The organism is Agromyces sp. Root81 (genome assembly GCF_001429165.1).
Lineage (GTDB): Bacteria > Actinomycetota > Actinomycetes > Actinomycetales > Microbacteriaceae > Agromyces.
Genome location: NZ_LMIR01000003.1, coordinates 119,161 through 137,672, shown reverse-complemented (window position 1 = coordinate 137,672; position 18,512 = coordinate 119,161). Strand labels below are relative to the sequence as shown.

General features: G+C 70.2%; 21 protein-coding genes. 13 read left to right on the top strand and 8 right to left on the bottom strand.

The annotated features are described in order from the left end of the window. Positions 1–27: 27 nt before the first annotated feature. Positions 28–894, bottom strand: a complete 867-nt coding sequence (locus tag ASE14_RS15165; RefSeq protein ID WP_056656837.1) for an alpha/beta fold hydrolase — start codon at positions 892–894, stop codon at positions 28–30. Positions 895–1,021: 127 nt separating this feature from the next. Here ASE14_RS15165 and ASE14_RS15160 point away from each other — a divergent pair, with 127 nt between their 5' ends. Next, positions 1,022–2,359 carry a hypothetical protein gene (locus tag ASE14_RS15160; protein ID WP_056656834.1) on the top strand — a complete coding sequence of 446 codons (1,338 nt, stop codon included), beginning with the start codon at positions 1,022–1,024 and terminating at the stop codon, positions 2,357–2,359. A 22-nt stretch (positions 2,360–2,381) separates the two neighbouring features. Here ASE14_RS15160 and ASE14_RS15155 read toward each other — a convergent pair whose 3' ends face one another. After that, the gene (locus ASE14_RS15155) at positions 2,382–2,906 is read right to left on the bottom strand and encodes a hypothetical protein (protein WP_056656831.1); all 525 of its coding nucleotides are present in this window, start codon (positions 2,904–2,906) and stop codon (positions 2,382–2,384) included. A gap of 227 nt (positions 2,907–3,133) precedes the next feature. Between ASE14_RS15155 and ASE14_RS15150 the strand changes: the two genes are divergently transcribed. After that, positions 3,134–3,805 carry a hypothetical protein gene (locus ASE14_RS15150; RefSeq protein WP_235511427.1) on the top strand — a complete coding sequence of 224 codons (672 nt, stop codon included), beginning with the start codon at positions 3,134–3,136 and terminating at the stop codon, positions 3,803–3,805. 4 nt (positions 3,806–3,809) lie between these two features. Here ASE14_RS15150 and ASE14_RS15145 read toward each other — a convergent pair whose 3' ends face one another. After that, positions 3,810–4,205 carry a DUF4440 domain-containing protein gene (locus ASE14_RS15145; RefSeq protein ID WP_056656828.1) on the bottom strand — a complete coding sequence of 132 codons (396 nt, stop codon included), beginning with the start codon at positions 4,203–4,205 and terminating at the stop codon, positions 3,810–3,812. Between the two features lie 153 nt (positions 4,206–4,358). On the opposite strand from ASE14_RS15145, the gene ASE14_RS15140 reads away from it, so the two are divergent. The 3 genes from ASE14_RS15140 (at position 4,359) to ASE14_RS15130 (ending at position 7,689) form a co-directional block, all read left to right on the top strand. Continuing rightward, on the top strand, positions 4,359–4,991 hold the full coding sequence (locus ASE14_RS15140) for a VOC family protein (RefSeq protein ID WP_056656825.1): 633 nt from the start codon (positions 4,359–4,361) through the stop codon (positions 4,989–4,991). Between the two features lie 86 nt (positions 4,992–5,077). Then, the gene (locus ASE14_RS15135) at positions 5,078–6,649 is read left to right on the top strand and encodes an FGGY-family carbohydrate kinase (protein WP_056656822.1); all 1,572 of its coding nucleotides are present in this window, start codon (positions 5,078–5,080) and stop codon (positions 6,647–6,649) included. Positions 6,650–6,678: 29 nt separating this feature from the next. Next, entirely contained in the window at positions 6,679–7,689 is a 1,011-nt protein-coding gene (locus ASE14_RS15130; protein WP_056656819.1) for an NAD(P)-dependent oxidoreductase, read from the top strand. A 50-nt stretch (positions 7,690–7,739) separates the two neighbouring features. On the opposite strand, the gene ASE14_RS15125 is transcribed toward ASE14_RS15130, so the two are convergent. Continuing rightward, positions 7,740–8,651 carry a sugar-binding transcriptional regulator gene (locus ASE14_RS15125; RefSeq protein ID WP_056656816.1) on the bottom strand — a complete coding sequence of 304 codons (912 nt, stop codon included), beginning with the start codon at positions 8,649–8,651 and terminating at the stop codon, positions 7,740–7,742. Between the two features lie 149 nt (positions 8,652–8,800). Here ASE14_RS15125 and ASE14_RS15120 point away from each other — a divergent pair, with 149 nt between their 5' ends. The 3 genes from ASE14_RS15120 (at position 8,801) to ASE14_RS15110 (ending at position 11,418) form a co-directional block, all read left to right on the top strand. After that, the gene (locus ASE14_RS15120; RefSeq protein ID WP_056656813.1) at positions 8,801–10,099 is read left to right on the top strand and encodes an MFS transporter; all 1,299 of its coding nucleotides are present in this window, start codon (positions 8,801–8,803) and stop codon (positions 10,097–10,099) included. 20 nt (positions 10,100–10,119) lie between these two features. Next, positions 10,120–10,752, top strand: a complete 633-nt coding sequence (locus ASE14_RS15115) for a class II aldolase/adducin family protein (protein ID WP_056657680.1) — start codon at positions 10,120–10,122, stop codon at positions 10,750–10,752. 84 nt (positions 10,753–10,836) lie between these two features. Then, positions 10,837–11,418 (top strand): zeta toxin family protein, encoded by a 582-nt coding sequence (locus tag ASE14_RS15110; RefSeq protein WP_056657677.1) that lies wholly within the window; start codon positions 10,837–10,839, stop codon positions 11,416–11,418. A gap of 33 nt (positions 11,419–11,451) precedes the next feature. Here ASE14_RS15110 and ASE14_RS15105 read toward each other — a convergent pair whose 3' ends face one another. Continuing rightward, entirely contained in the window at positions 11,452–12,072 is a 621-nt protein-coding gene (locus ASE14_RS15105) for a TetR/AcrR family transcriptional regulator (RefSeq protein WP_056656810.1), read from the bottom strand. Between the two features lie 53 nt (positions 12,073–12,125). Here ASE14_RS15105 and ASE14_RS15100 point away from each other — a divergent pair, with 53 nt between their 5' ends. Both ASE14_RS15100 and ASE14_RS15095 read left to right on the top strand, forming a co-directional pair. Next, entirely contained in the window at positions 12,126–13,520 is a 1,395-nt protein-coding gene (locus tag ASE14_RS15100; RefSeq protein ID WP_056656807.1) for an amidase, read from the top strand. 79 nt (positions 13,521–13,599) lie between these two features. Then, positions 13,600–15,057 carry an APC family permease gene (locus tag ASE14_RS15095; RefSeq protein ID WP_056656804.1) on the top strand — a complete coding sequence of 486 codons (1,458 nt, stop codon included), beginning with the start codon at positions 13,600–13,602 and terminating at the stop codon, positions 15,055–15,057. Between the two features lie 33 nt (positions 15,058–15,090). On the opposite strand, the gene ASE14_RS15090 is transcribed toward ASE14_RS15095, so the two are convergent. Then, positions 15,091–15,507 (bottom strand): hypothetical protein, encoded by a 417-nt coding sequence (locus ASE14_RS15090; RefSeq protein WP_056656801.1) that lies wholly within the window; start codon positions 15,505–15,507, stop codon positions 15,091–15,093. A 102-nt stretch (positions 15,508–15,609) separates the two neighbouring features. Between ASE14_RS15090 and ASE14_RS15085 the strand changes: the two genes are divergently transcribed. Next, positions 15,610–16,332 carry a CoA pyrophosphatase gene (locus ASE14_RS15085; RefSeq protein WP_235511426.1) on the top strand — a complete coding sequence of 241 codons (723 nt, stop codon included), beginning with the start codon at positions 15,610–15,612 and terminating at the stop codon, positions 16,330–16,332. 12 nt (positions 16,333–16,344) lie between these two features. Here the strand turns inward: ASE14_RS15085 and ASE14_RS15080 are convergent, their stop codons facing one another. Both ASE14_RS15080 and ASE14_RS15075 read right to left on the bottom strand, forming a co-directional pair. Continuing rightward, on the bottom strand, positions 16,345–16,635 hold the full coding sequence (locus ASE14_RS15080) for a DUF4287 domain-containing protein (protein ID WP_056657673.1): 291 nt from the start codon (positions 16,633–16,635) through the stop codon (positions 16,345–16,347). A 97-nt stretch (positions 16,636–16,732) separates the two neighbouring features. Further along, positions 16,733–17,092, bottom strand: coding sequence for a hypothetical protein (locus tag ASE14_RS15075; RefSeq protein ID WP_157373027.1), 360 nt, complete (start codon positions 17,090–17,092; stop codon positions 16,733–16,735). A gap of 77 nt (positions 17,093–17,169) precedes the next feature. On the opposite strand from ASE14_RS15075, the gene ASE14_RS15070 reads away from it, so the two are divergent. Both ASE14_RS15070 and ASE14_RS15065 read left to right on the top strand, forming a co-directional pair. Continuing rightward, the gene (locus tag ASE14_RS15070) at positions 17,170–18,045 is read left to right on the top strand and encodes an LLM class flavin-dependent oxidoreductase (protein ID WP_056656795.1); all 876 of its coding nucleotides are present in this window, start codon (positions 17,170–17,172) and stop codon (positions 18,043–18,045) included. Between the two features lie 64 nt (positions 18,046–18,109). Continuing rightward, positions 18,110–18,490 (top strand): PLD nuclease N-terminal domain-containing protein, encoded by a 381-nt coding sequence (locus ASE14_RS15065; protein ID WP_056656792.1) that lies wholly within the window; start codon positions 18,110–18,112, stop codon positions 18,488–18,490. Positions 18,491–18,512: the final 22 nt, after the last annotated feature.

Genomic DNA, 18,512 nt, shown 5'->3' with positions numbered 1-18,512 from the left:
TGCCTCCTTGGTCGAATCGGATGCCGGTCAGCGCGAGAGGAACTCGACGGCGACGGGGGCGAAGCGGTCATGGAACTGGAAGATGCCGCCGTGGCCGGAGTCGGGGTAGATGATCAGCTCCGACCCCGCGATGCGGCGGTGGAGGTTGTCGGAGAGCACCGAGGGCACCATGCGGTCGTGGTCGCCGTTCGCGATCAGGGTGGGCTGAGTGAGCTTCGAGAGGTCTGCGGGCGCCGAGCGACCCCACTTCTTGATCGCCTTCAGCTGCGTCTGGAACGCCTTCGTCGTGATCGGGGCGTCGCGGTCGACGGTGCGCTCGTGGAGTCGCGTGACGAATGCCTTCGCGGCGGGCTTGCCGGTGGCGTTGCGGTTGAAGAAGAGGAACTCCTTCGGGTCGGAGCGGGTCAGGGTCGCGCGCAGGATGTCGAAGTAGGTGACGCCGACGACCTTGTCGATGCCGGTGCCGCCGGCGGGCCCGGTGCCGGTGAGGACGAGCTTGCGCACGAGCTCGGGGTGCTCGACGACGAGGGCTTGGGCGACCATGCCGCCGAGCGAGAACGAGAAGATGTCGATCTTGTCGAAGCCGAGCGCGCGGATGAAGGTGTAGGCATCAGCGGCCATCGCCTCGACCGAGTCGGGCACCTGACCGGTGGTCGTGCCGACGCCACGGTTGTCGAAGGTGATGACGTGGCGGCCTTCGGCGATGGGGTCGATGATGCGCGGGTCCCAGTTGTCGAGCGTCGCCGCGAGGTGCACGAAGAAGACGACGGGCACGCCGCCCTTCGGGCCCAGCTCGCGGTAGGCGTAGGTGACGCCGCCGGCGGTGATCGTGCGGGTGGGGGCCTTCGCGTACGACGTGACGGGCCCGCTCGCGGTATCGGGGGTGGTGTTCATGGGAGTTCTCCTTGTTCGTGAGTTGACTCAATTATGAGTCGACTCAGGAAAATTGTCAAGGTGAGTCGGGCGGCGACCACTCAAGTACGCTGAGCCGAGCCGACCCGCCCCGACCCCGAGGAACCTGGTGCGCCCGAACGATCAAACCCAGCACACCCGAGCCGCAGACCTGCCGCGATTCGTCGACGTGGGCGGCGGCGGATCCCGGTACGCGCGGGCGGCGCTCGACGTGGTGATCGGGTTCGCCGTGGGCATGGGCGTCGTCGCCGGTGTCGCGCTCATCACCGGCATCGTCGGCGAGGAGGCGTTCGGTCGGCTGAACGACGCGATCGAGTACGACCTGTTCGTTCGAGCCGGCTTCGGCGCCGCGAGCATCGTCGCCGCAGCCGTCGGCGTCGCGCTGCCCGTGCTGTACGCGGTGGACCGCGCCCTGTTCTTCCGCAGACTCGAAGCGGTCGTGCGACGAGACCGCGCGGCCGTGCCGAGTGCGCGCGCCCGAGCGCGTGTGGCCACGGCCCCGGCGCGCACGCTGAGCAGGCTCGTGCGTGCCTGGGGCGTCATCGCGCTGGTCGTCGCCGCGATGCTGGTCGCGATGCTGGCCACCGTGGAAGACGTTCGCGGCAACCCGGAGCCGTGGATCGGTCTGGTCGTCTGCGCCGTGGTCATCGTCGCCTGGGTGGTGCTCGGCCCCCTGCTCGGCGTTGCGGCCGACCGTTGGCAGAGTCGGGCGCAGCCGCTCGTCGCCGACTGGGCGGCCCGCCACGCGTTCGTCGCGCAGTCCGAGCAGCGCCGCCGCATGGCATCCGTCAAAGACGACGGCCCCGCGATCCTCGCTCCACGCGTCACCTGGCCGTTGACGTGGGCCACCGGCGCGACCGGCGCGGCGCTCGGCCTCGCGGTCGTGGTGTGGTTCGGGTCGGTCGCGATGCGCCAACCGTGCCGCTCGTGCGACAAACGGTACTACGACGAGCCGGGCGAGCGGTTCATCGACTGGCTCAGCGCTACCTCGGGTGTCGTCATGGCGGTGCTCGCCGGGCTGCTAGTGGCGCTGCTCGTCGTCAACCTCGTCGTGCTGCGCGTGCGCGAGGTCGCGGCCGCACGCTGGATCGCCGACGGACAGCCGCGTCGCACGCGCGGTGACCGCATCGAGCGGTTCCTCATCGGCCCCCGCGCCGCCCGGCTGCTCGCACAGGGGCTCGTCGCAGCGGTCGCCCCGGTCGCCGTCGTGGTCGCGTTCGCCGACGTCTGGTTCGACGTGTACTGGGCGGATGCCGCGATCGCCCTGCCGATCGCGGCGGCAGCGTTCGTCGTCGCGATGCTCATCGCCGCCTCCGACGACGGTGCCGCCGAGCGCGAGTGCACTGCGCTCAGGGCTGTGCTGTCGCCGGGGGACCCGACGCCCAAGACTGTCGCCGCACGGGTGACGGCTCAGCGCACCGCGCGGAAGGCGTCGACGCGCGCGTAGGCGGCGGCTCGCCGGGTGCTCGTCATTCCTGTGTCGGTCGTTCGCGCGGCACGAACTTCTGCCCGCTGTCAGGCTGAACGGCGTACCAGCCGAACGACTCATCAGAGGACCACCCCTCAGCGGCCCGCTGCGCCAGCTCGGCGCGTTCGGCCCTCGCCTCGTCAGCCCAAGCCGTGAAGATCGCGGCGGCCTCGGGATTCGTCGGCGGCTCCGATGAGCGATAGCTCGTCTTGCGGGGCCCGAACCAGACGCCGCGCGGCACGTCGAACTCGACCTCGAAGGCCGAGCCGAGCTCGTCGCCGAGGCGATGCGCGAGCCCCTGCCGCTGCTCGTCGGCCATGGCGGGCAGTTCAGGCGAACGCCACTGCTGCTCATGGTCGAGCCCCGTATCGTGCAGCCGCCCCCACGCCTGTAGGTCGGCGACCAGCGTCGGGCTCAGCCCGCTCTCCTCGTAGGGAACGGGATACGGAAACCAGACCACTGTTGAGGCGTGGTCGTAGAAGAGCCGCACGACCTCGGTGTCGTATCGATACTCCTGCGCTCCCATGGCCCGATCCTACGAGCGGATGTCGGTGTTCGCGGGGCGGTACCGAAGTACCGAAGTACCGAAGTACCGAAGGTTCGAGTGAAGAAGGATGGCGCGGCGCGCGCTCGCGCCACGGCGGATCGGCCGGCCGGAGCCCCGGTCTGCGGACCGAGACGGCGGTGGCGCGGATGCGCATGGCTATGCCATGGTGAGCAGCAATCCGTGTCGGGTGGGCTGAAGGGGGCACCATGAGCGAGGCATCGACGGAGAGGGAGCCCTCCGCGCTGGCCGCCACCAAGCCTGCACCGGTCTCCAGGTGGCGGCACCGGCCCTTCATCGAGATCGTCGCGGTGGCGATGCTCTCGGTGACCGCCATCCTCACCGCCTGGTGCGGTTTCCAGTCCGCCAAGTGGAGCGGCGAACGGGCGATCGCGTTCGCCGAGGCATCCGCTGCCCGCGTCGAGGCGAGCGATGCCGACAGCCAGGCGCGTGAGGCCCGGGTGGTCGACCTCATCATCTACGCGGAGTGGGTGACCGCCACCGCGGAGGGCGACACGGCGCTCGCCGATCAGATCGAGGCACGTTTCACGCCGCACTTCAGGATCGCCTTCGACGCCTGGCAGACCGACGGGGAGGTCGAGCCGGGGCCGTTCGCGATGGCGGAGTACGTGCCGCCGGGCACCGAGGAGAGCGCGGAGCGCACCGCCGTCGCCGATGAGCGATTCGCTCAGGCGCTCGAGGACACCGAGCGAGGAGACAACTACTCGCTGCTGACCGTGCTGTTCGCCCTCGTGCTGTTCCTGACCGCGATGGCGCAGCGCGACATCCACCACGTCGCGGCATGGATGATGCTCGGGCTGGCCGGCGTCATCGCCGTGAGCGGGTTCGTCGTGCTGCTCACCTTCCCGATGCGCTTCTGACCCGCTACCCGACCTTGTCGGCGTGCCGGTGCACGATCCGCCAGCCGCTCGGCTCGCGCCGGTACACCTGGGTGGCGCGCAACGTGAAGGTGCGGGGCTGCCCGTCGACCGAGGTCGAGACCCGCTCGTATCCCACGGTGTACGCCATCTCGCCGAGCACGTTGAACGCGATCAGGTCGTACGCGTAGTCGGCGCAGTCCGAGAAGCTCGTCGCGAGCTCCTCGAACGCCTCGACGAGCTCGGCCCGATTCGAGGCGTTTCGCCACGCACCGAGCACGCTGACCGGTTCGTCCTCCGACCAGATCGCGCGGCGCGGGCCATCGTCGCCGTTGAACATGGCGCGTTCGGCCCGCACGAACTCGCTCTGGAGCCAGATCAGGAAGTCCTCGCGATCGCTCATGGTCTCAGGATGCTCCGGTCGGCGGTCGTGCACAATCACCGATGTCCCGCGGCCGCCCTCGGTTGAGGCGGTGCCGAAGGGCCGAAGAGGCGAACACCGAAGCGAGCAGAATCGGAGAAGCATCCGCCGAACGACGTGATTAGCGTCGGCGGTATGAACACGGAAACGATCAAACTCACCTCCATCGACTCGATCACCCTCGACGCGACCGACCCCGACGCAGCAGCCCGCTTCTACGCCGACGCCTTCGGCCTCGGCCCGCAGGTCCGCACCAGGGCAGCGGATGCCCCGACCACCGGCTTCCGCGGATTCACCATGTCGGTCATCGTGTCGCAGCCGGCCGACGTCACCTCGCTCTTCGACTCGGCGGTCGCCGCCGGGGCGACGGTGCTGAAGCCCGCCGAGAAGTCCATGTGGGGCTTCGGCGGCGTCGTGCAGGCGCCCGACGGGGCGATCTGGCAGGTCGCCACCTCGTCGAAGAAGGACACCGGGCCTGCGACCCGCACGATCGACAACCTCGTGCTGCTGATCGGCGCCGAAGACGTGGGCGCGAGCAAGCGGTTCTACACCGACCGCGGCCTCACGATCGCGAAGAGCTTCGGCAGCTACGTCGACTTCGCGACGCCGGCGAGCCCGATCGGCCTGGGCCTCTACAAGCGTCGCGCGCTCGCCAAGACCGTCGGCGTCGCCGCCGAGGGCACGGGGTCGCGTCGCATCCTGATCAACGGAGATGCCGGTTCGTTCACCGACCCCGACGGCTTCGAGTGGGGCGCAGCGGGGGAGTAGCTCGTCGCGGCGAAGTGGCTCATTCCGGCTCTGCACGCTAGGCTGAACATCTGATCGCATTGTTGCACTAATGTTCGGAGGCTTTCGTGCAGAGTCGCTCCCGCCTCATCTTGGGCATCGACGCCGGAACGACGTCGGTCAAGACCGTGGCATTCACGCTCGACGGCCAGATCGTGAGCGTCGCCCGCTCCTCGCTGCACACCGAGCGCCGACACGACGGTGCCGCCGAGGCGGATATGGATCGCCTCTGGGAGGCGACCGTCTCGACGATCATCGACGTCGTCGCGGCGATCGGCGACGCGGACGTCGCGGCGATCGGCATCACCGGGCAGGGAGACGGTGCCTGGTTGGTCGGTGAGAACGGTCTGCCGCTTCGTCCGGCCGCCCTCTGGCTCGACGGGCGCGCACATGAGCGCCTGGAGCGCTGGCAGGCCGACGGGCGCGCTGCGGCCGTGCACGAGGCGACGGGATCACCGCTCTTCGCGGGTGCCCTCCCGGTGCTCGTCGAGGAGCTCGCCGCCGCGGATCCGCAACTGCTCGTCGCGCTCGGCACCCAGCTCAACTGCAAGGACTGGCTGCGGTACCAGCTCACCGGCGTCATCGCGACCGACCCGAGCGAGGCGTCGCGCACCTACCTCGACACCGGAACGGGGCGGTACTCCGAGGCGCTCTTCGCCGCGCTCGGACACGAGCGCATGCGCGACCACTTGCCTGAAGTGCGATCGCCCGAAGCTGTCGGTGGCGTGCTGGACGCGCAGGTCGCGGGTGCGCTCGGCCTGCCGGCCGGTATTCCAGTTGCCGTCGGCATGGTCGACACCGCCGCGGCCGGTGTCGGCCTCGGCGCGATCGGCGACGGGCAGGGGTACGCGATCCTCGGCACGACGGGATTCGTCGGCGTCAACCACGCTGCACGCGACGCCGTCCGCACCGACATCAGCATCGTGCTCTCGACCGGTCGTGGCACCCAGGTGCTCGAATCGCTCGCACCCATGACCGGTACGCCGAACCTCGACTGGGTGCGCGACGGCCTCGGGCTCTCCGAGCGCCCGTGGTCGGAGATCGAGGCCCTCGCGGCGGCTGTGCCTCCAGGGAGCGGCGGCGTGATCTACCTTCCCTACGGCTCGCCGAGCGGCGAGCGTGCGCCGTTCATGGCGCCGGATGCCTCGGCGTCCTGGCTCGGCATGAGTGTCACGACCGAGCCCGGGCAGCTGCTGCGCAGCGTCTACGAAGGGCTCGCCTACGCGCTGACCGAATGCCTCGACGAGCTCGGCCTCACCGGCAACCTGCTGATCTGCGGCGGCGGCTCCGACTCCGACCTGCTCTGCGAGATCCTCGCCGACGTGAGCGGCTACGAGATCGTGCGCCAGAACGAACCCGAGGTCGGCGCGCGCGGCGTCGCCACCCTCGCCCTCGTCGCGGCCGGCATCGCACCCGACCTCGCGACGGCCGTGGCCGGCATGGCCCCGCCGTCGAGCGTCTTCACTCCGAATCCCGGACGTCACGCACTGTACCGGTCGGGCTATCGCACGTTCATCGCCGCCCGCGATGCGCTGCGGCCGCACTGGACGGAGCTCCGCCGCCTGCGGCGCGACGCCGAGACGGCTGCCGAGACGGCTGCCGATACGGCTGCCGAGACGACGACCGTGCACGACGCGTGAGCGTCCGATCCCAACGCAAAGGAAACCGCATGACCGACCAGCGACCCACCATTCTGATCACCGCACCGTTCGACGACGTCGCGGCTGCGGCGCTCGGCGAGTACGCCGAGGTCATCCGCATCGAGCCGACCCTCGCCGGTGACTCGCTCGCAGCACGCGGGCTCGAAGCCGAACTGGGCCGGGCGAACGTGATCGTCGCCGAGCTCGACGTCGTCGACGGGGCTGCGCTCGACCTCGCACCGAACCTTCAACTCGTCGTCTCGTGCCGTGCCAAGCCCGTGAACGTCGACCTCGAGGCGTGCTCGGTCCGCGGCATCCCGGTCGCGACCACCCCCGGCCGAAACGCGGAGGTGACCGCCGACCTCAGCTTCGCCCTGCTCATGGCGACGGTGCGCCACGTCAGCGCTTCCGAGCGTTGGCTCCGGGAAGGCAACTGGACCGCCGACGACGTCTTCGAACCGTATGAGCGATTCCGCGGCATCGGCCTCGGCGGCCGTACACTCGGCATCCTCGGTGGTGGCGCAGTCGGCCGCCGGGTGTTGCGACGGGCCCGCGGCTTCGGCATGAACGTGCTCGTCTACGACCCCTTCCTACCCGCGGACGCGTTCGGCGACGAGGCATCCGTCGTGCCGCTCGACGAGGTCATGGCCGGTGCCGACATCGTCTCGGTGCACGTGCCGCTCATGCCGGAGACCGAGGGGCTCCTCGGCGCGCGCGAGCTGGCCCTCATGAAGCCCGACGCCTACCTCATCAACGCCGGCCGCGCCGCGATCATCGACGAGGACGCACTCATGGAGGTGCTGCGAGAGCATCGCATCGCCGGCGCCGGATTCGACGTGTTCTACCGGGAGCCGATCGGCCGGGACGAGGAGATCCTCGCCCTCGACAACGTCACGCTAACGCCCCACATCGCCGGCGCCTCCGACGACGTGGTCGCCGAGCACTCTCGGCTCGCGGCGGCCGCGATTGCGGCCTGGCGTGCCGAAGACTCGATCCCGTCGGTCGCCAACCGCGCTGCGCTGGAGACGGCCGCGGCCTAGTCGATCGCCCTACCCGTGCCGGCTCGCGTCGGCGCGGGCCGGCGGCGACCTCAGCGCAGCAGTGCCTCCGCCGTCGCCGAGTCGGTGACGATCATGTTCACGAGCCCCTTGGTGAGCGCGACCCGCAGCGCGTCGACCTTCGATGCTCCTCGTGCGATCACGAGTCGGTTCGGCACGGCCGTCATCTCGGCGAGTGAGAGTCCGATGATGCGCTCGTCGAGCGGGCCCTCGACCGCAGTGCCATCCGTATCGAAGAAACGACCCGCGAGGTCGCCGACGGCGCCGCGGGCGACGAGGTCGGCGCGTTCCGCCTCGTCGAGCGATCGCAGCAGGATGCCCTCGCCCGCGGTCATGCCGCCGATGCCGGCGACGAGGAGCTGAGCGCGGCGCGCGAGCCCGAGCACTTCGGCCGTGCCGGGCTCGGTCGTGGCAGCTCGTGCCGCCGCCGCGTTGGCGGCGAGCAGCGGCGCCGGGAGGTGGAACGCGCGGCCACCGGTGCGCGCTGCGAGGGTGAGTGCGATCTCGTGCGGGTTCGCTCCCGTCGCAAGGCCGCCGCTGCTGCCGGTCAGTGGCACGAAGCTCGCACCGAGCGGCCGCGCGGTGAAGGCGTTGAGCGCGAGCGAGACCGCCGTCGAGAGGCCGATGCCGACGACCTCGTCCTTGCCGATCATCGCGCCGAGCGCCTCGGCGCCCACCGCCCCGAACGAGCGCTCCGACTTGACCTCGTCGGGCACGGCGGGGGAGATCCAGGCCTGCCGGAGCCCGAAGCGATCGAGCAGGGCGCGTTCCTCGTCGGCGAAGGCCGACTCGTCGGCGTGGATCACGATCTCGACGAGCCCGCTTTCACGGGCCTCGGCGAGGAGCCTCGTCACGCGCACCCGAGAGAGCCCGAGCGCGTTGGCGATCTCCTGGTGGGTGAGTCCGTGTTCGTAGTACATGCGCGCGACGCGTCCAAGCAGCATGGGCACATCCTTCCATGTCGGTACCGGTCGGGGGCGGGCGCGAACTTGACATGCGCGTCGAGTCGGCGCAGGATGATGCAATCATCTGTTCAACCCTATGAACATATGTTCACACACTCACTCTCGATACTCAACGAGGAGTCATCCCAATGACCAGTGACATCGCCGGCGCGCGTGAGGGCCGCTTCGCCCGCATCCTCCGCACCCAGGGCATCGCCAAGCCGATCGCATGGGGCTTCGTGGCGCTCACGATCTTCATGATCGGCGACGGCATCGAGGCGGGCTTCCTCTCGCCCTACCTCGACTCGCTCGGCTTCGACGCCGCCAACGTCGCCACGCTCTGGGCCACCTACGGCATCGTCGTCGCCGTCGCGGCCTGGCTGTCGGGAGCCCTCGCCGAAGCGTGGGGGCCGAAGCGCGTGATGATGCTCGGCTTCGCGATCTGGGTCGTCTTCGAACTGGTCTTCCTCATCGGCGGTGTGATGCAGCAGAACTTCACGGTCATGCTCATCGCCTTCGGCATCCGGGGCCTCGGCTACCCGATGTTCGCCTACGGGTTCCTCGTCTGGATCACCCTCGACACTCCCGAGCAGGTCATGGGCCGCGCGGTCGGCTGGTACTGGTTCTTCTCCACACTCGGCCTCGGCGTCATCAGTTCGTACTTCGCCGCCGCCGTCATCCCCGTGATCGGCGAGCTCGCGACCCTCTGGATGTCGCTCGCCTTCGTGACCGTCGGCGGCCTCATGGTGCTCCTGCTCCTGCGCAACCCCAGCCGGAAGCCGATCACACTCGCCGACAGCATCAAGGGCGTCGCCAGCAGCGTCAGCATCGTCGCCACGCACCCCAAGGTGGGCATCGGCGGCATCGTGCGCATCATCAACACGCTCTCGTTCTACGCCTTCGTCGTGTTCCTCACGACCTACATGGTGCGCGACATCGGCTTCTCGCTCGCGGAATGGCAGACCATCTGGGGCACGATGCTCGCGGCGAACGTGGCCGCCAACCTGCTCTCGGGCTACCTCTCCGACTGGCTCGGCAGGGTCAATGTGGTCGCCTGGGCCGGTGGCATCGGATGCTTCGTCACCGTGCTCGCCCTCTACTACGTGCCCACCCTGCTCGGCCCGAGCTTCGGCATCACGATCGCGATCGCGATCGTCTACGGGCTCGCCCTCGGCATGTTCGTGCCGCTCTCGGCGATCGTCCCGCTGCTCGCCCCGAAGCACAAGGCCGCCGCGGTCGCGATCCTGAACCTCGGCGCCGGCCTCAGCCAGTTCGTCGGACCGGTGATCGCGGCGCTCGTCTCGCCGATCGGCATCGAGGCGACGGTCTGGATCATCGCGGCGATCTACCTCGTCGGATTCGCGCTCACGTTCATGTTGAAGCCCTCCGCGAAGGAGGCCGCGGAACAGGCGAGCCTCGACCTCGAGACCGCGCCCGTTGCCGCATGACCACCGAGACGAGGAGCAGCATGACCAGCACCGGAACCCTCGCCCAGGCGATCGCAGAACTGAGCTCGGTGGGGCGCACCGCCGTCGCGGCCGGACTCGCGCTCGCCAGCGGCGGCAACCTCTCGGCGCGGCTGAGTGATCGCACCTTCGTCGTGACCGGCTCGGGCACCTGGCTCGACCGGCTCACGGCGGCGGACTTCACGATCATGGATCTCGACGGGACGGTGCTCGACGGCAACCCCAGGCCCTCGAGCGAGTGGAAGCTCCACCAGCGGAGCTATCTCGCCCGCCCCGACGTGAACGCCGTCGTGCACGTGCATCCGCAGCACGCGGTGCTGCTGAATGCGCTCGGGCACGAGGTGCGCCTGCTGACCCTCGACCACGCGTACTACGTGCGCTCGGTGGGCACGACGCCCTACTACCCGAACGGCTCCGATGAACTCGCCGACTCGGCCGCGGCCGAGGCCGAGCAGCACGACTGCATCATCATGGGCAACCACGGATGCACCGCCCTCGGCGACACCGTCGAGATGGCATTCCGCCGGGCGCTGAACCTCGAGGAGGCGGCCACCGCGACCTACCGTGCCCTGCTGCTCGGCGACACGACGACGACCTTCCCGGCCGACGCCTACGCGACGCTGCATCACGCGTGAGGCGACATGGTCCCCGACAGCTTCGAGTGGGGTGCAGCGGGGGAGGAGCGGGAGCCGCGGCATCCGTTCGATAGCCTGATGGTCATGACTGCACCGGCTGACCCTGCGAACGATGCCCGGCCGACCGCGATCCTCGTCGTCGGCGCCCCCGCATCGGGAAAGTCGACGGTGGGCCGCCTGCTCGCCGAACGCTTGCGACCCGGTGCGTTCATCGAGGGCGACACGCTCTGGCAGATGGTCGTCGGCGGGCGCGAGGACATGGGCGATCCGCCGACCGAGGCCGCGCTCGCGCAGCTCGAACTGCGCTACCGGCACGGCGCGATGCTCAGCCGCTCGTTCGTCGAGGCGGGCATCAGCGCCGTGCACGTCGACAACATCTTCGGTGACGGGGTCACCGCCCAGCTCGACCGCATGCAGGGCCGGCGCGCACTCGTCGTGCTGCGGCCGAGCGTCGAGGCGATCGTCCGCCGCGAGACCGAGCGCGGCACCGGGGCCTACGAGGCATGGATCGGCGACGGCACGCTCGCCGACGCCGTGCGCACGTTCGACGGATGGCTCGGCGAGGCGCCGCCCGTCGGCCTCTGGGTGGACTCCACCGGGCAGAGCCCGGAGGAGACGGTCGACTGGATCATGGATCGCTGGGACGCGGCGCTCATCGGCGACTGACCAGGAGCGCGAGCGCGGGCAGGGCGTCGCGCCTCAGGGGCGGATGCCGCGCACGAGCGTCGCATCGAGGCCGGCGAGCAGTGCGTCGAGCCCCTGGTCGAACATGGCGAGGTCGCGGAGGCCGGTGATGCCGTCCTCCGCCGGTGACGGCTCGCCTGCCTCGCGGAAACCCTGGCTTCGGGCCCACACGACGAGGAACCCCGACGCGTAGGCATCCGCGATGCCGAGGATCTGCTGCGCCTGCTCTGCGGTGAGGCCGGCGGCCTCGAGGCTCGCCACGAACCTGGCCAGGTGCGGCGCGACGGGTGACGTGTCGTACGGCGCGAGGGCGAGCAGCTCGAACGACTTCGGCACCCGCACGGCCAGATCGCGGTACGCCCGGAACGTCTGGCACACGATCTCCTGCCAGCTCTCGCCGCTCGGCTCGTGCAGGTCGAGCAGCTCGATCAGTTGGTCGACGATCGCGTCGATCAGGTCGTCGCGATTGCGCACGTGCGTGTAGAGGCTCATCGGCGCGCAGTCGAGCTCGGCGGCGAGTCGCCGCATCGTCAACGCGCCGAGCCCGTCGCGTTCGATCAGCGTGATCGCGGCCGAGGTGAGGTCGCGTCGAGTCAGATTCTGCCGAATCTCCTCAACCTCTTGACGTGGCGCCATGCGTGCAACAGTATCGTCCGTACATTGTACGGACGCGCGAAAGGCACCACTTCATGGATCTGTATCGGCTCACGGCCACCGAAGCATCCGAGCTGTTCCGAAGCCGGGAGCTCTCCCCGGTCGAACTGCTCGAATCGGTGATCGCACGCACCGAGGCGACCGAGCCCACGATCAACGCCGTCACCGAGCAGTGGCTCGACGAGGCGCGGGCCGCAGCCGTCGTCTCCGAGGCGCGATTCGCGGCCGGCGACCAGGTGCGCGCGCTCGAGGGCATCCCGTTGATGCTGAAGGACGAGCAGCCCGTCGAAGGCCGGCTGCTCGAAGACGGCTGCCTGCTCGAGCAGGGCAACATCGCCGATGTCACGCACCCGATCGTGGAGCGCATCCAGGACGCCGGCGCCGTCATCCACGGCCGCACCAAGACCCCCGAGTACTGCTGCTCGCCCGTCACCCACTCGAAGCTGTGGGGCATCACCCGCAACCCGTGGAACCCCGACTACACGCCGGGCGGTTCGTCGGGCGGCTCGGGCGCGGTGCTCGCCGCCGGCTCGACGGTGCTCGCCACCGGTTCCGACATCGGCGGGTCGATCCGCATTCCGGCGTCGTTCTGCGGCGTCGTCGGCTTCAAGCCGCCGTTCGGCCGGGTGCCGGGCATGGCTCCCTTCAACTCCGACACGTACTGCGCCGACGGCCCGATGGGACGCAGCGTCGCCGACGTCGCCATGCTGCAGAACGTGATCGCCGGCCCGTGGGTCGGCGACGCAGCATCGCTGCGCGACATCGCGGCGGTCTCGGGCGCGGTCGGCTCGCTCCGCGGCATCCGGGTCGCCCTGTGCCTGCAGCTCGGCGCGTACGAGGTCGATCCCGCGGTCGAGGCGAACACCCGTGCCGTCGCCGCGGCGCTGACCTTCGCCGGCGCGACCGTCGTCGAGGTCACCCTGCCGTGGACGCCCGAGCAGGTGCAGGAGACGGCCTGGCCGCACTTCGGCGCCGTCATGGGGCCGTTCATCGAGAGCATCGTCGAGGGCGACCCCGAGCGGGCCGCGCAGCTCATGCCGTACACGCGAGCCTTCGCGGCGAAGGCCGCCCGGGGCGGCGACTACGTCGAGGGCCTCGTCGCCGAGTCCGCCTTCTACCGTCCGTTCGCCGAGATCATGCTCGACTACGACGTGATGATCTGCCCGACGGTCGCGAGCACCGGCCTCGCCGCCGACGAGCCGGCCACCGACAGCGACACGGTGTTCTCGCAGCTCATGACCCTGCCGTTCAACGTCATCGGCCGCGTGCCGGTGCTCTCGGTGCCGTCGGGCATCGCGCCGAACGGCGTGCCGACCGGCGTGCAGATCGTGGGCCGCACCTACGACGACACCACCGTCTTCCGCGTGGGCGCCGCCCTCGAGCAGGAGCTCGCCCTGTGGACCGACCCGGCCTGGTGGCCGGCGCTCTGAGCCGAAACGCACTCCCGCATCACCGCACCACCATGCACCACCGCTGTCACCCCCGTTTCTGACATCCAGGAGGAGCACCATGACCACGACCACGACTGACGAGCAACAGGGACTGGCCCGCGGCAAGCTGGGCACGTTCGACATCTTCTTCTTCGTGGTCGCGGCGGCGGCACCCCTCGCCGTCATGGCAGGGGCGGCGCCGCTGGCGTTCCGACTCGGCGGCATCGGCGCGGCCGGTGCCTACGTCTTCAGCGGCATCGTGTACATCCTGTGCGCGGCGGGACTGACCGCCTTCGCGCTGTACGTGCGCAATGCGGGGGCGTTCTACGCCTTCATCGGCCGGGGGCTCGGGCGCCCGGCCGGTGTCGGCGCGGCGTTCGTCGCCCTGCTGTCGTACGCCCTCATCTGCGGAGGGTTCTACGGCTTCTTCGGGTTCTACGCCCAGACGACGTTCTCCGACGCGTTCGGGCTCGAGCTGCACTGGTCGGTGTACGCGCTGATCGCCGTCGCGATCGTCGCATTCCTCGGGTACCGGCAGATCGACATCGGCGCCCGTGTGCTCGCAGTGCTGATGACGCTCGAGGTGGCGATCCTCGTGGTGCTCGCGGTCGCCGTGCTGGTGACCGAGGGTACGACGAACTTCTCGCTCGAGCCCTTCGCCCCCGTCAACGTCTTCAACGCGGGCAGCGGCGGCATGTTCGTACTCGCCCTCGGCGCGTTCATCGGCTTCGAGGGCACGGCGATCTACGCCGAGGAGGCCCGTGACCCGAAGCGCACCGTGCCGCGGGCGACGTACTTCGCGGTGGGGTTCCTCGCCCTCTTCTACGGGTTCATCGCCTGGGTCGCCGTCGCGGCGATGGGCGTCGACGGACTCACCGAGTTCACCCTCTCCGACGTCTTCCAGGGGCTCTACTTCATGCTCGCCGAGTCCTACCTCGGCAGCTGGGCGGTGCTCGTGATGGGGCTGCTGATCGTCACGAGCATCCTCGCCGCGACGATCGCCTTCCACAACGCGACATCCCGCTACCTGTTCGCGCTCGGCCGCGAGCGCATCCTGCCGGCGAAGCTCGGCCGGACCCACCCGCGCTACCGTTCACCCGCGCTCGCCAGCATGGTCACCACCATCTCCTCGCTGGTGCTGATCGTCGTCGCCCTCGTGTTCAACGGGGACCCGTACCTGCACCTGCTGCTCTGGACGAACGGCGTCGGCATCATCGGCGTCGTCGCCCTGCAGGCGCTCTGCATGGTCAGCGTGATCGCCTTCTTCCGCCGTGATCGGCGCGGGCACGGCGTGTTCCGCGTGATCATCGCGCCGGCGCTCGGTGTCGTCGGGCTCATCATCGGCCTGTATCTGATGCTGACGAACCTCGACCTGCTCACCGGCCGCACCGACTGGGTGAACTGGGCGCTCATGGGCTCCCTCGTCGTCGTCGCCGTGGCCGGCGTGGTCTGGGCGATCCGCAACCCGGCGAAGCACGTGGATGCCTCCGGGGAGGGCCAGTCCTCCGTCGAGTCTCAGGCGTCGGTCGAGGACTGATGAGCGGGTCGTCGGTTCGACGATCGCGGCTCGTCAGCCGGCGCCCCGGGGCAGCATGAACGTGGTGCGCGCCTCCGGGGCGTCGAGCTCCTCGGCGGTGTAACACTGCCGCAGGGCGCCGGCGCGGTGGTCGAGCAGGTCGGGCCGTCGCGCGATCATCGCGTCGAAGGTCTCGCCGGGCTCGGCCCGCAGCGTGCGCTCCTCGTTCAGCAGCACGAGGTAGGCCCAGGTGATGGTCTCGTGGTACTTGCCGATCGCACCGACGGCCTGCACGTAGCGCTGCAGATGCTCGCAGAACGTCGCGGCACCGGCGGGGAAGCCGTCGCGCTGCAGGTAGTGCCATCCGAGGGCCAGGTGCACGCGATGCGAGAGCTGCGCCGGCGGCAGCGTGCCGTTCTCGAACTCGAGCGCCACCGACTCGATGGCCTCCGTCGGCTCCGGTGCGTTCATCGAGCGGTCTCCTGGTCGGTCGTCGGCGCTGGTTCATCGCGGCGGAGTTGCCGCGCGCCCCGACGAGTGTAGGCGTTCCGATCCCCGTGCTCCCTGACCGAGGTGGCAGGATGGCACTCGTGCGACGTCACCCCCCCGGGAGGACTCCTGAACGCCATCGCCGATGCACGTGCCGAGCTCATCGCGTTGTGCGAGCGCGGGCTCGAGTGGCGCAGCGACTGGCCGAACCGGCGAGCGGATGCCACGGCGCTCCGCCCGGCCGCGGTGCTCGTGCTCTTCGGGGTGCTCGACGCGGTGCCGGCGCGCACCGGCGGAGCGGTGCCCGGCGACCTCGACGTGCTGCTGCTGCGCCGGGCCGCGACCCTCGGCAGCCATGCCGGGCAGATCGCGTTCCCGGGCGGGCGGCTCGAGGCATCCGACTCCGGGCCGATCGCCGGCGCTCTCCGTGAGGCGTACGAGGAGACCGGTGTCGAGGTCGACGGCATCGAGCCGCTCGGCACGCTGCCGCCCATGCCGGTGCCGGTGAGCAGGCATCTCGTCACGCCCGTGCCGGCGTGGTGGACGCGCCCGTCGGAGGTGGCGGCCGTCGATCACGACGAGTCCGTCGACGTCTTCCGCGTGCCCGTCGCCGAGATGCTCGACCCCGCCAACCGGGCGATCACGCAGCTCACCTTCAGCGGGCGTACCTACCGTTCGCCCGCGTTCACCGTCGGCGGCCGCCTCGTCTGGGGCGTCACCGCGCTCGTGCTCGCCCGCATGTTCGACGAGCTCGGCTGGGCGGAGCCGTGGAACCACGAGCGCATCGTCGAACCCGACGACCTGTAGGGCCCTCGGCGACTACCCGTTGGGATTCGTGGCCGCCCCGTCGAGCCAGAGCGTGTCGGTGGCGTCGCGGTGCACGCCGTCGGTGCCGACATGCTTGGTGCTGATCTGCGGGCCCTTGGTGATGACGTGCACGAGTGCCATCGCGTGCCCCTGCCCGAGGCCGTAGTCCTCCTTCAACCACGCCACGATGGGCGTCGCCTTCGTGCCCTCGCCGAAGCCCTTCGCCGTCGCGAGTTCGACGAACTGCCGCGGCGTGAGCCCGGTCTTCTTCTCGATGTTGTCGAGATAGGCCTGGAATGACATCGATGTTCCCTCCATCCGTTGATGCCGCACGGCACCCCCTCGAACAGACTGGGGTGGCGGGGCATCCGAACGCAAGTGTTCCGACAAGGTCGAGCGGTCAGACGGCGGAGTAGAACGCGGCCTGGCCGAACCCGATGAGTGCGCTCAGGATCTCGGCGCCGCCGAGCGCGGCACCCGCGGCCGCGAATCCCTTCGGAGCACCGCGGCGCAGGAGCACGGCGAGCCCGAGCACGAGGGCCACGATGCCGAGGATGAGCGAGAGCGCGTTGGCGAGGATCCCCATGCCGCTGATGAGCGAGTACGCCCACGGCAGCCCGGTGCTGACCATCAGCGGCGCGATCAGGCCGAGCAGCCGGGTCATCAGCACTGCGGCGGCGCCGATCACGAAGGAGATCACCCCGATGAGTCGGAAATTCGTGGTCGAGCCCTGGACGGCGGTCGGTGCGGATTCGCTCATGCGCCCCATCATGCCCGAACGCGGCATCCGCTCGTGGTGTCGGCGCCCGCGTCTGTGGATGGTGCCAGAGTGAGGGCATGCGTCGAATCGGAGCGATCTTCCAGCCCGCGTTCCCACCGGAGCGGCTGCGCGCCGCCGTCGAGGCCGCCGACGCCGGGGGAGTGCCGGAGCTGTGGCTCTGGGAGGACTGCTTCCAGGAGTCGGCGTTCGCCACGGCCGGCGCGGCACTCGCCTGGACCGAACGGCTGCGGGTGGGCATCGGCGTCGCCCCCATGCCGCTGCGCAACGTCGCCGTCACGGCCATGGAGATCGCGACGCTCGCGCGCCTGTTCCCCGGCCGCGTGCTGCCCGGCGTCGGGCACGGCGTGCAGCGGTGGATGGCGCAGACCGGCAGTCGGGTGGCCTCGCCGCTCACGCTCATGCGCGAGTACGTGCCCGCGCTCCGGCAGCTCCTCGCCGGCGACGAGGTCACGGCCGACGGCCGCTACGTGAAGCTCGACCGGGTGAAGCTCGACTGGCCGCCCGCCGAGGTGCCGCTCGTCTACGCCGCCGGCGAAGGACCGAAGACCCTGCACCTCACCGGCGAGGTGGCCGACGGCACGGTGCTGACCGGCGGCACCACCGTCGAGCGGGCGGCGGAGGCCGTCGCGGCGATCGCGGCGGGCCGCAGCGCTGCCGGGCGCGAGGGGCGCAGCGAGTCGGTCGTCTACGTGATGGCCGCGTTCGGCGGTGCCGACGCCCGCGCACGGGTCGACCACGAACTCACACAGTGGAACATGCCGGATGACCAGCGCCTCGCCGCCGTCGGCGACGTCGCGACCGCCGCCGCGGTCGCCGAGCGGTTCTTCGCCGTCGGCGTCGACGCCGTGGTGCTGCAGCCGACCTCCGACGAGCCCGACCTCGAGGGCTTCATGCGGCACGTCGGCGAGGTGGCGGGGCTCGTCGCGCGGTAGCCGCGTGCGCATGGGGACGGGTCCCCCTCGCGCACCTGCGCCGCTGCCCCCTATGCTGACGGCCATGGCCGCCGTCTTCCCCGTGATCCTGCTCGCCGCGATGGTGATCGCGCTGATCGACATCATCATGCGCGACGAGTGGCAGGTTCGGCATCTGCCGAAGTTCGGCTGGATCCTCCTCGTCATCTTCCTGCCGCTCGTCGGGTCGCTGCTGTGGTTCCTGCTCGGCCGGGAGTACGGCGCCGCTTCGGCGTCCGAGGGCATCGGCTCGCTCATGGCGAACCGCGGGCAGCAGAACCGGCCGGCGCCGACGCCGACGCCGACGCCGACGCCGTCGACGACCGAGCAGCAGCTCGCCGAGCTCGACCGCGAGATCGAGTACTACCAGCGCAAAGCAGAGCTCGAGCGGTTGAAGCGCGAGGCCGACGGCGACTCCGCTCGCTAGCTGAGCCGGCTGCCCGGCAGTG

Excerpts from the sequence above, each read along its gene's own strand:
- ASE14_RS15165 (WP_056656837.1), bottom strand. The coding sequence starts at position 894 with ATGAACACCACCCCCGATACCGCGAGCGGGCCCGTCACGTCGTACGCG.
- ASE14_RS15150 (WP_235511427.1), top strand. The coding sequence starts at position 3,134 with ATGAGCGAGGCATCGACGGAGAGGGAGCCCTCCGCGCTGGCCGCCACC.
- ASE14_RS15095 (WP_056656804.1), top strand. The coding sequence starts at position 13,600 with ATGACCACGACCACGACTGACGAGCAACAGGGACTGGCCCGCGGCAAG.
- ASE14_RS15090 (WP_056656801.1), bottom strand. The coding sequence starts at position 15,507 with ATGAACGCACCGGAGCCGACGGAGGCCATCGAGTCGGTGGCGCTCGAG.
- ASE14_RS15145 (WP_056656828.1), bottom strand. The coding sequence starts at position 4,205 with ATGAGCGATCGCGAGGACTTCCTGATCTGGCTCCAGAGCGAGTTCGTG.
- ASE14_RS15080 (WP_056657673.1), bottom strand. The coding sequence starts at position 16,635 with ATGTCATTCCAGGCCTATCTCGACAACATCGAGAAGAAGACCGGGCTC.
- ASE14_RS15105 (WP_056656810.1), bottom strand. The coding sequence starts at position 12,072 with ATGGCGCCACGTCAAGAGGTTGAGGAGATTCGGCAGAATCTGACTCGA.
- ASE14_RS15115 (WP_056657680.1), top strand. The coding sequence starts at position 10,120 with ATGACCAGCACCGGAACCCTCGCCCAGGCGATCGCAGAACTGAGCTCG.
- ASE14_RS15065 (WP_056656792.1), top strand. The coding sequence starts at position 18,110 with ATGGCCGCCGTCTTCCCCGTGATCCTGCTCGCCGCGATGGTGATCGCG.
- ASE14_RS15110 (WP_056657677.1), top strand. The coding sequence starts at position 10,837 with ATGACTGCACCGGCTGACCCTGCGAACGATGCCCGGCCGACCGCGATC.
- ASE14_RS15155 (WP_056656831.1), bottom strand. The coding sequence starts at position 2,906 with ATGGGAGCGCAGGAGTATCGATACGACACCGAGGTCGTGCGGCTCTTC.
- ASE14_RS15075 (WP_157373027.1), bottom strand. The coding sequence starts at position 17,092 with ATGAGCGAATCCGCACCGACCGCCGTCCAGGGCTCGACCACGAATTTC.
- ASE14_RS15100 (WP_056656807.1), top strand. The coding sequence starts at position 12,126 with ATGGATCTGTATCGGCTCACGGCCACCGAAGCATCCGAGCTGTTCCGA.
- ASE14_RS15130 (WP_056656819.1), top strand. The coding sequence starts at position 6,679 with ATGACCGACCAGCGACCCACCATTCTGATCACCGCACCGTTCGACGAC.
- ASE14_RS15125 (WP_056656816.1), bottom strand. The coding sequence starts at position 8,651 with ATGCTGCTTGGACGCGTCGCGCGCATGTACTACGAACACGGACTCACC.
- ASE14_RS15070 (WP_056656795.1), top strand. The coding sequence starts at position 17,170 with ATGCGTCGAATCGGAGCGATCTTCCAGCCCGCGTTCCCACCGGAGCGG.
- ASE14_RS15140 (WP_056656825.1), top strand. The coding sequence starts at position 4,359 with ATGAACACGGAAACGATCAAACTCACCTCCATCGACTCGATCACCCTC.
- ASE14_RS15120 (WP_056656813.1), top strand. The coding sequence starts at position 8,801 with ATGACCAGTGACATCGCCGGCGCGCGTGAGGGCCGCTTCGCCCGCATC.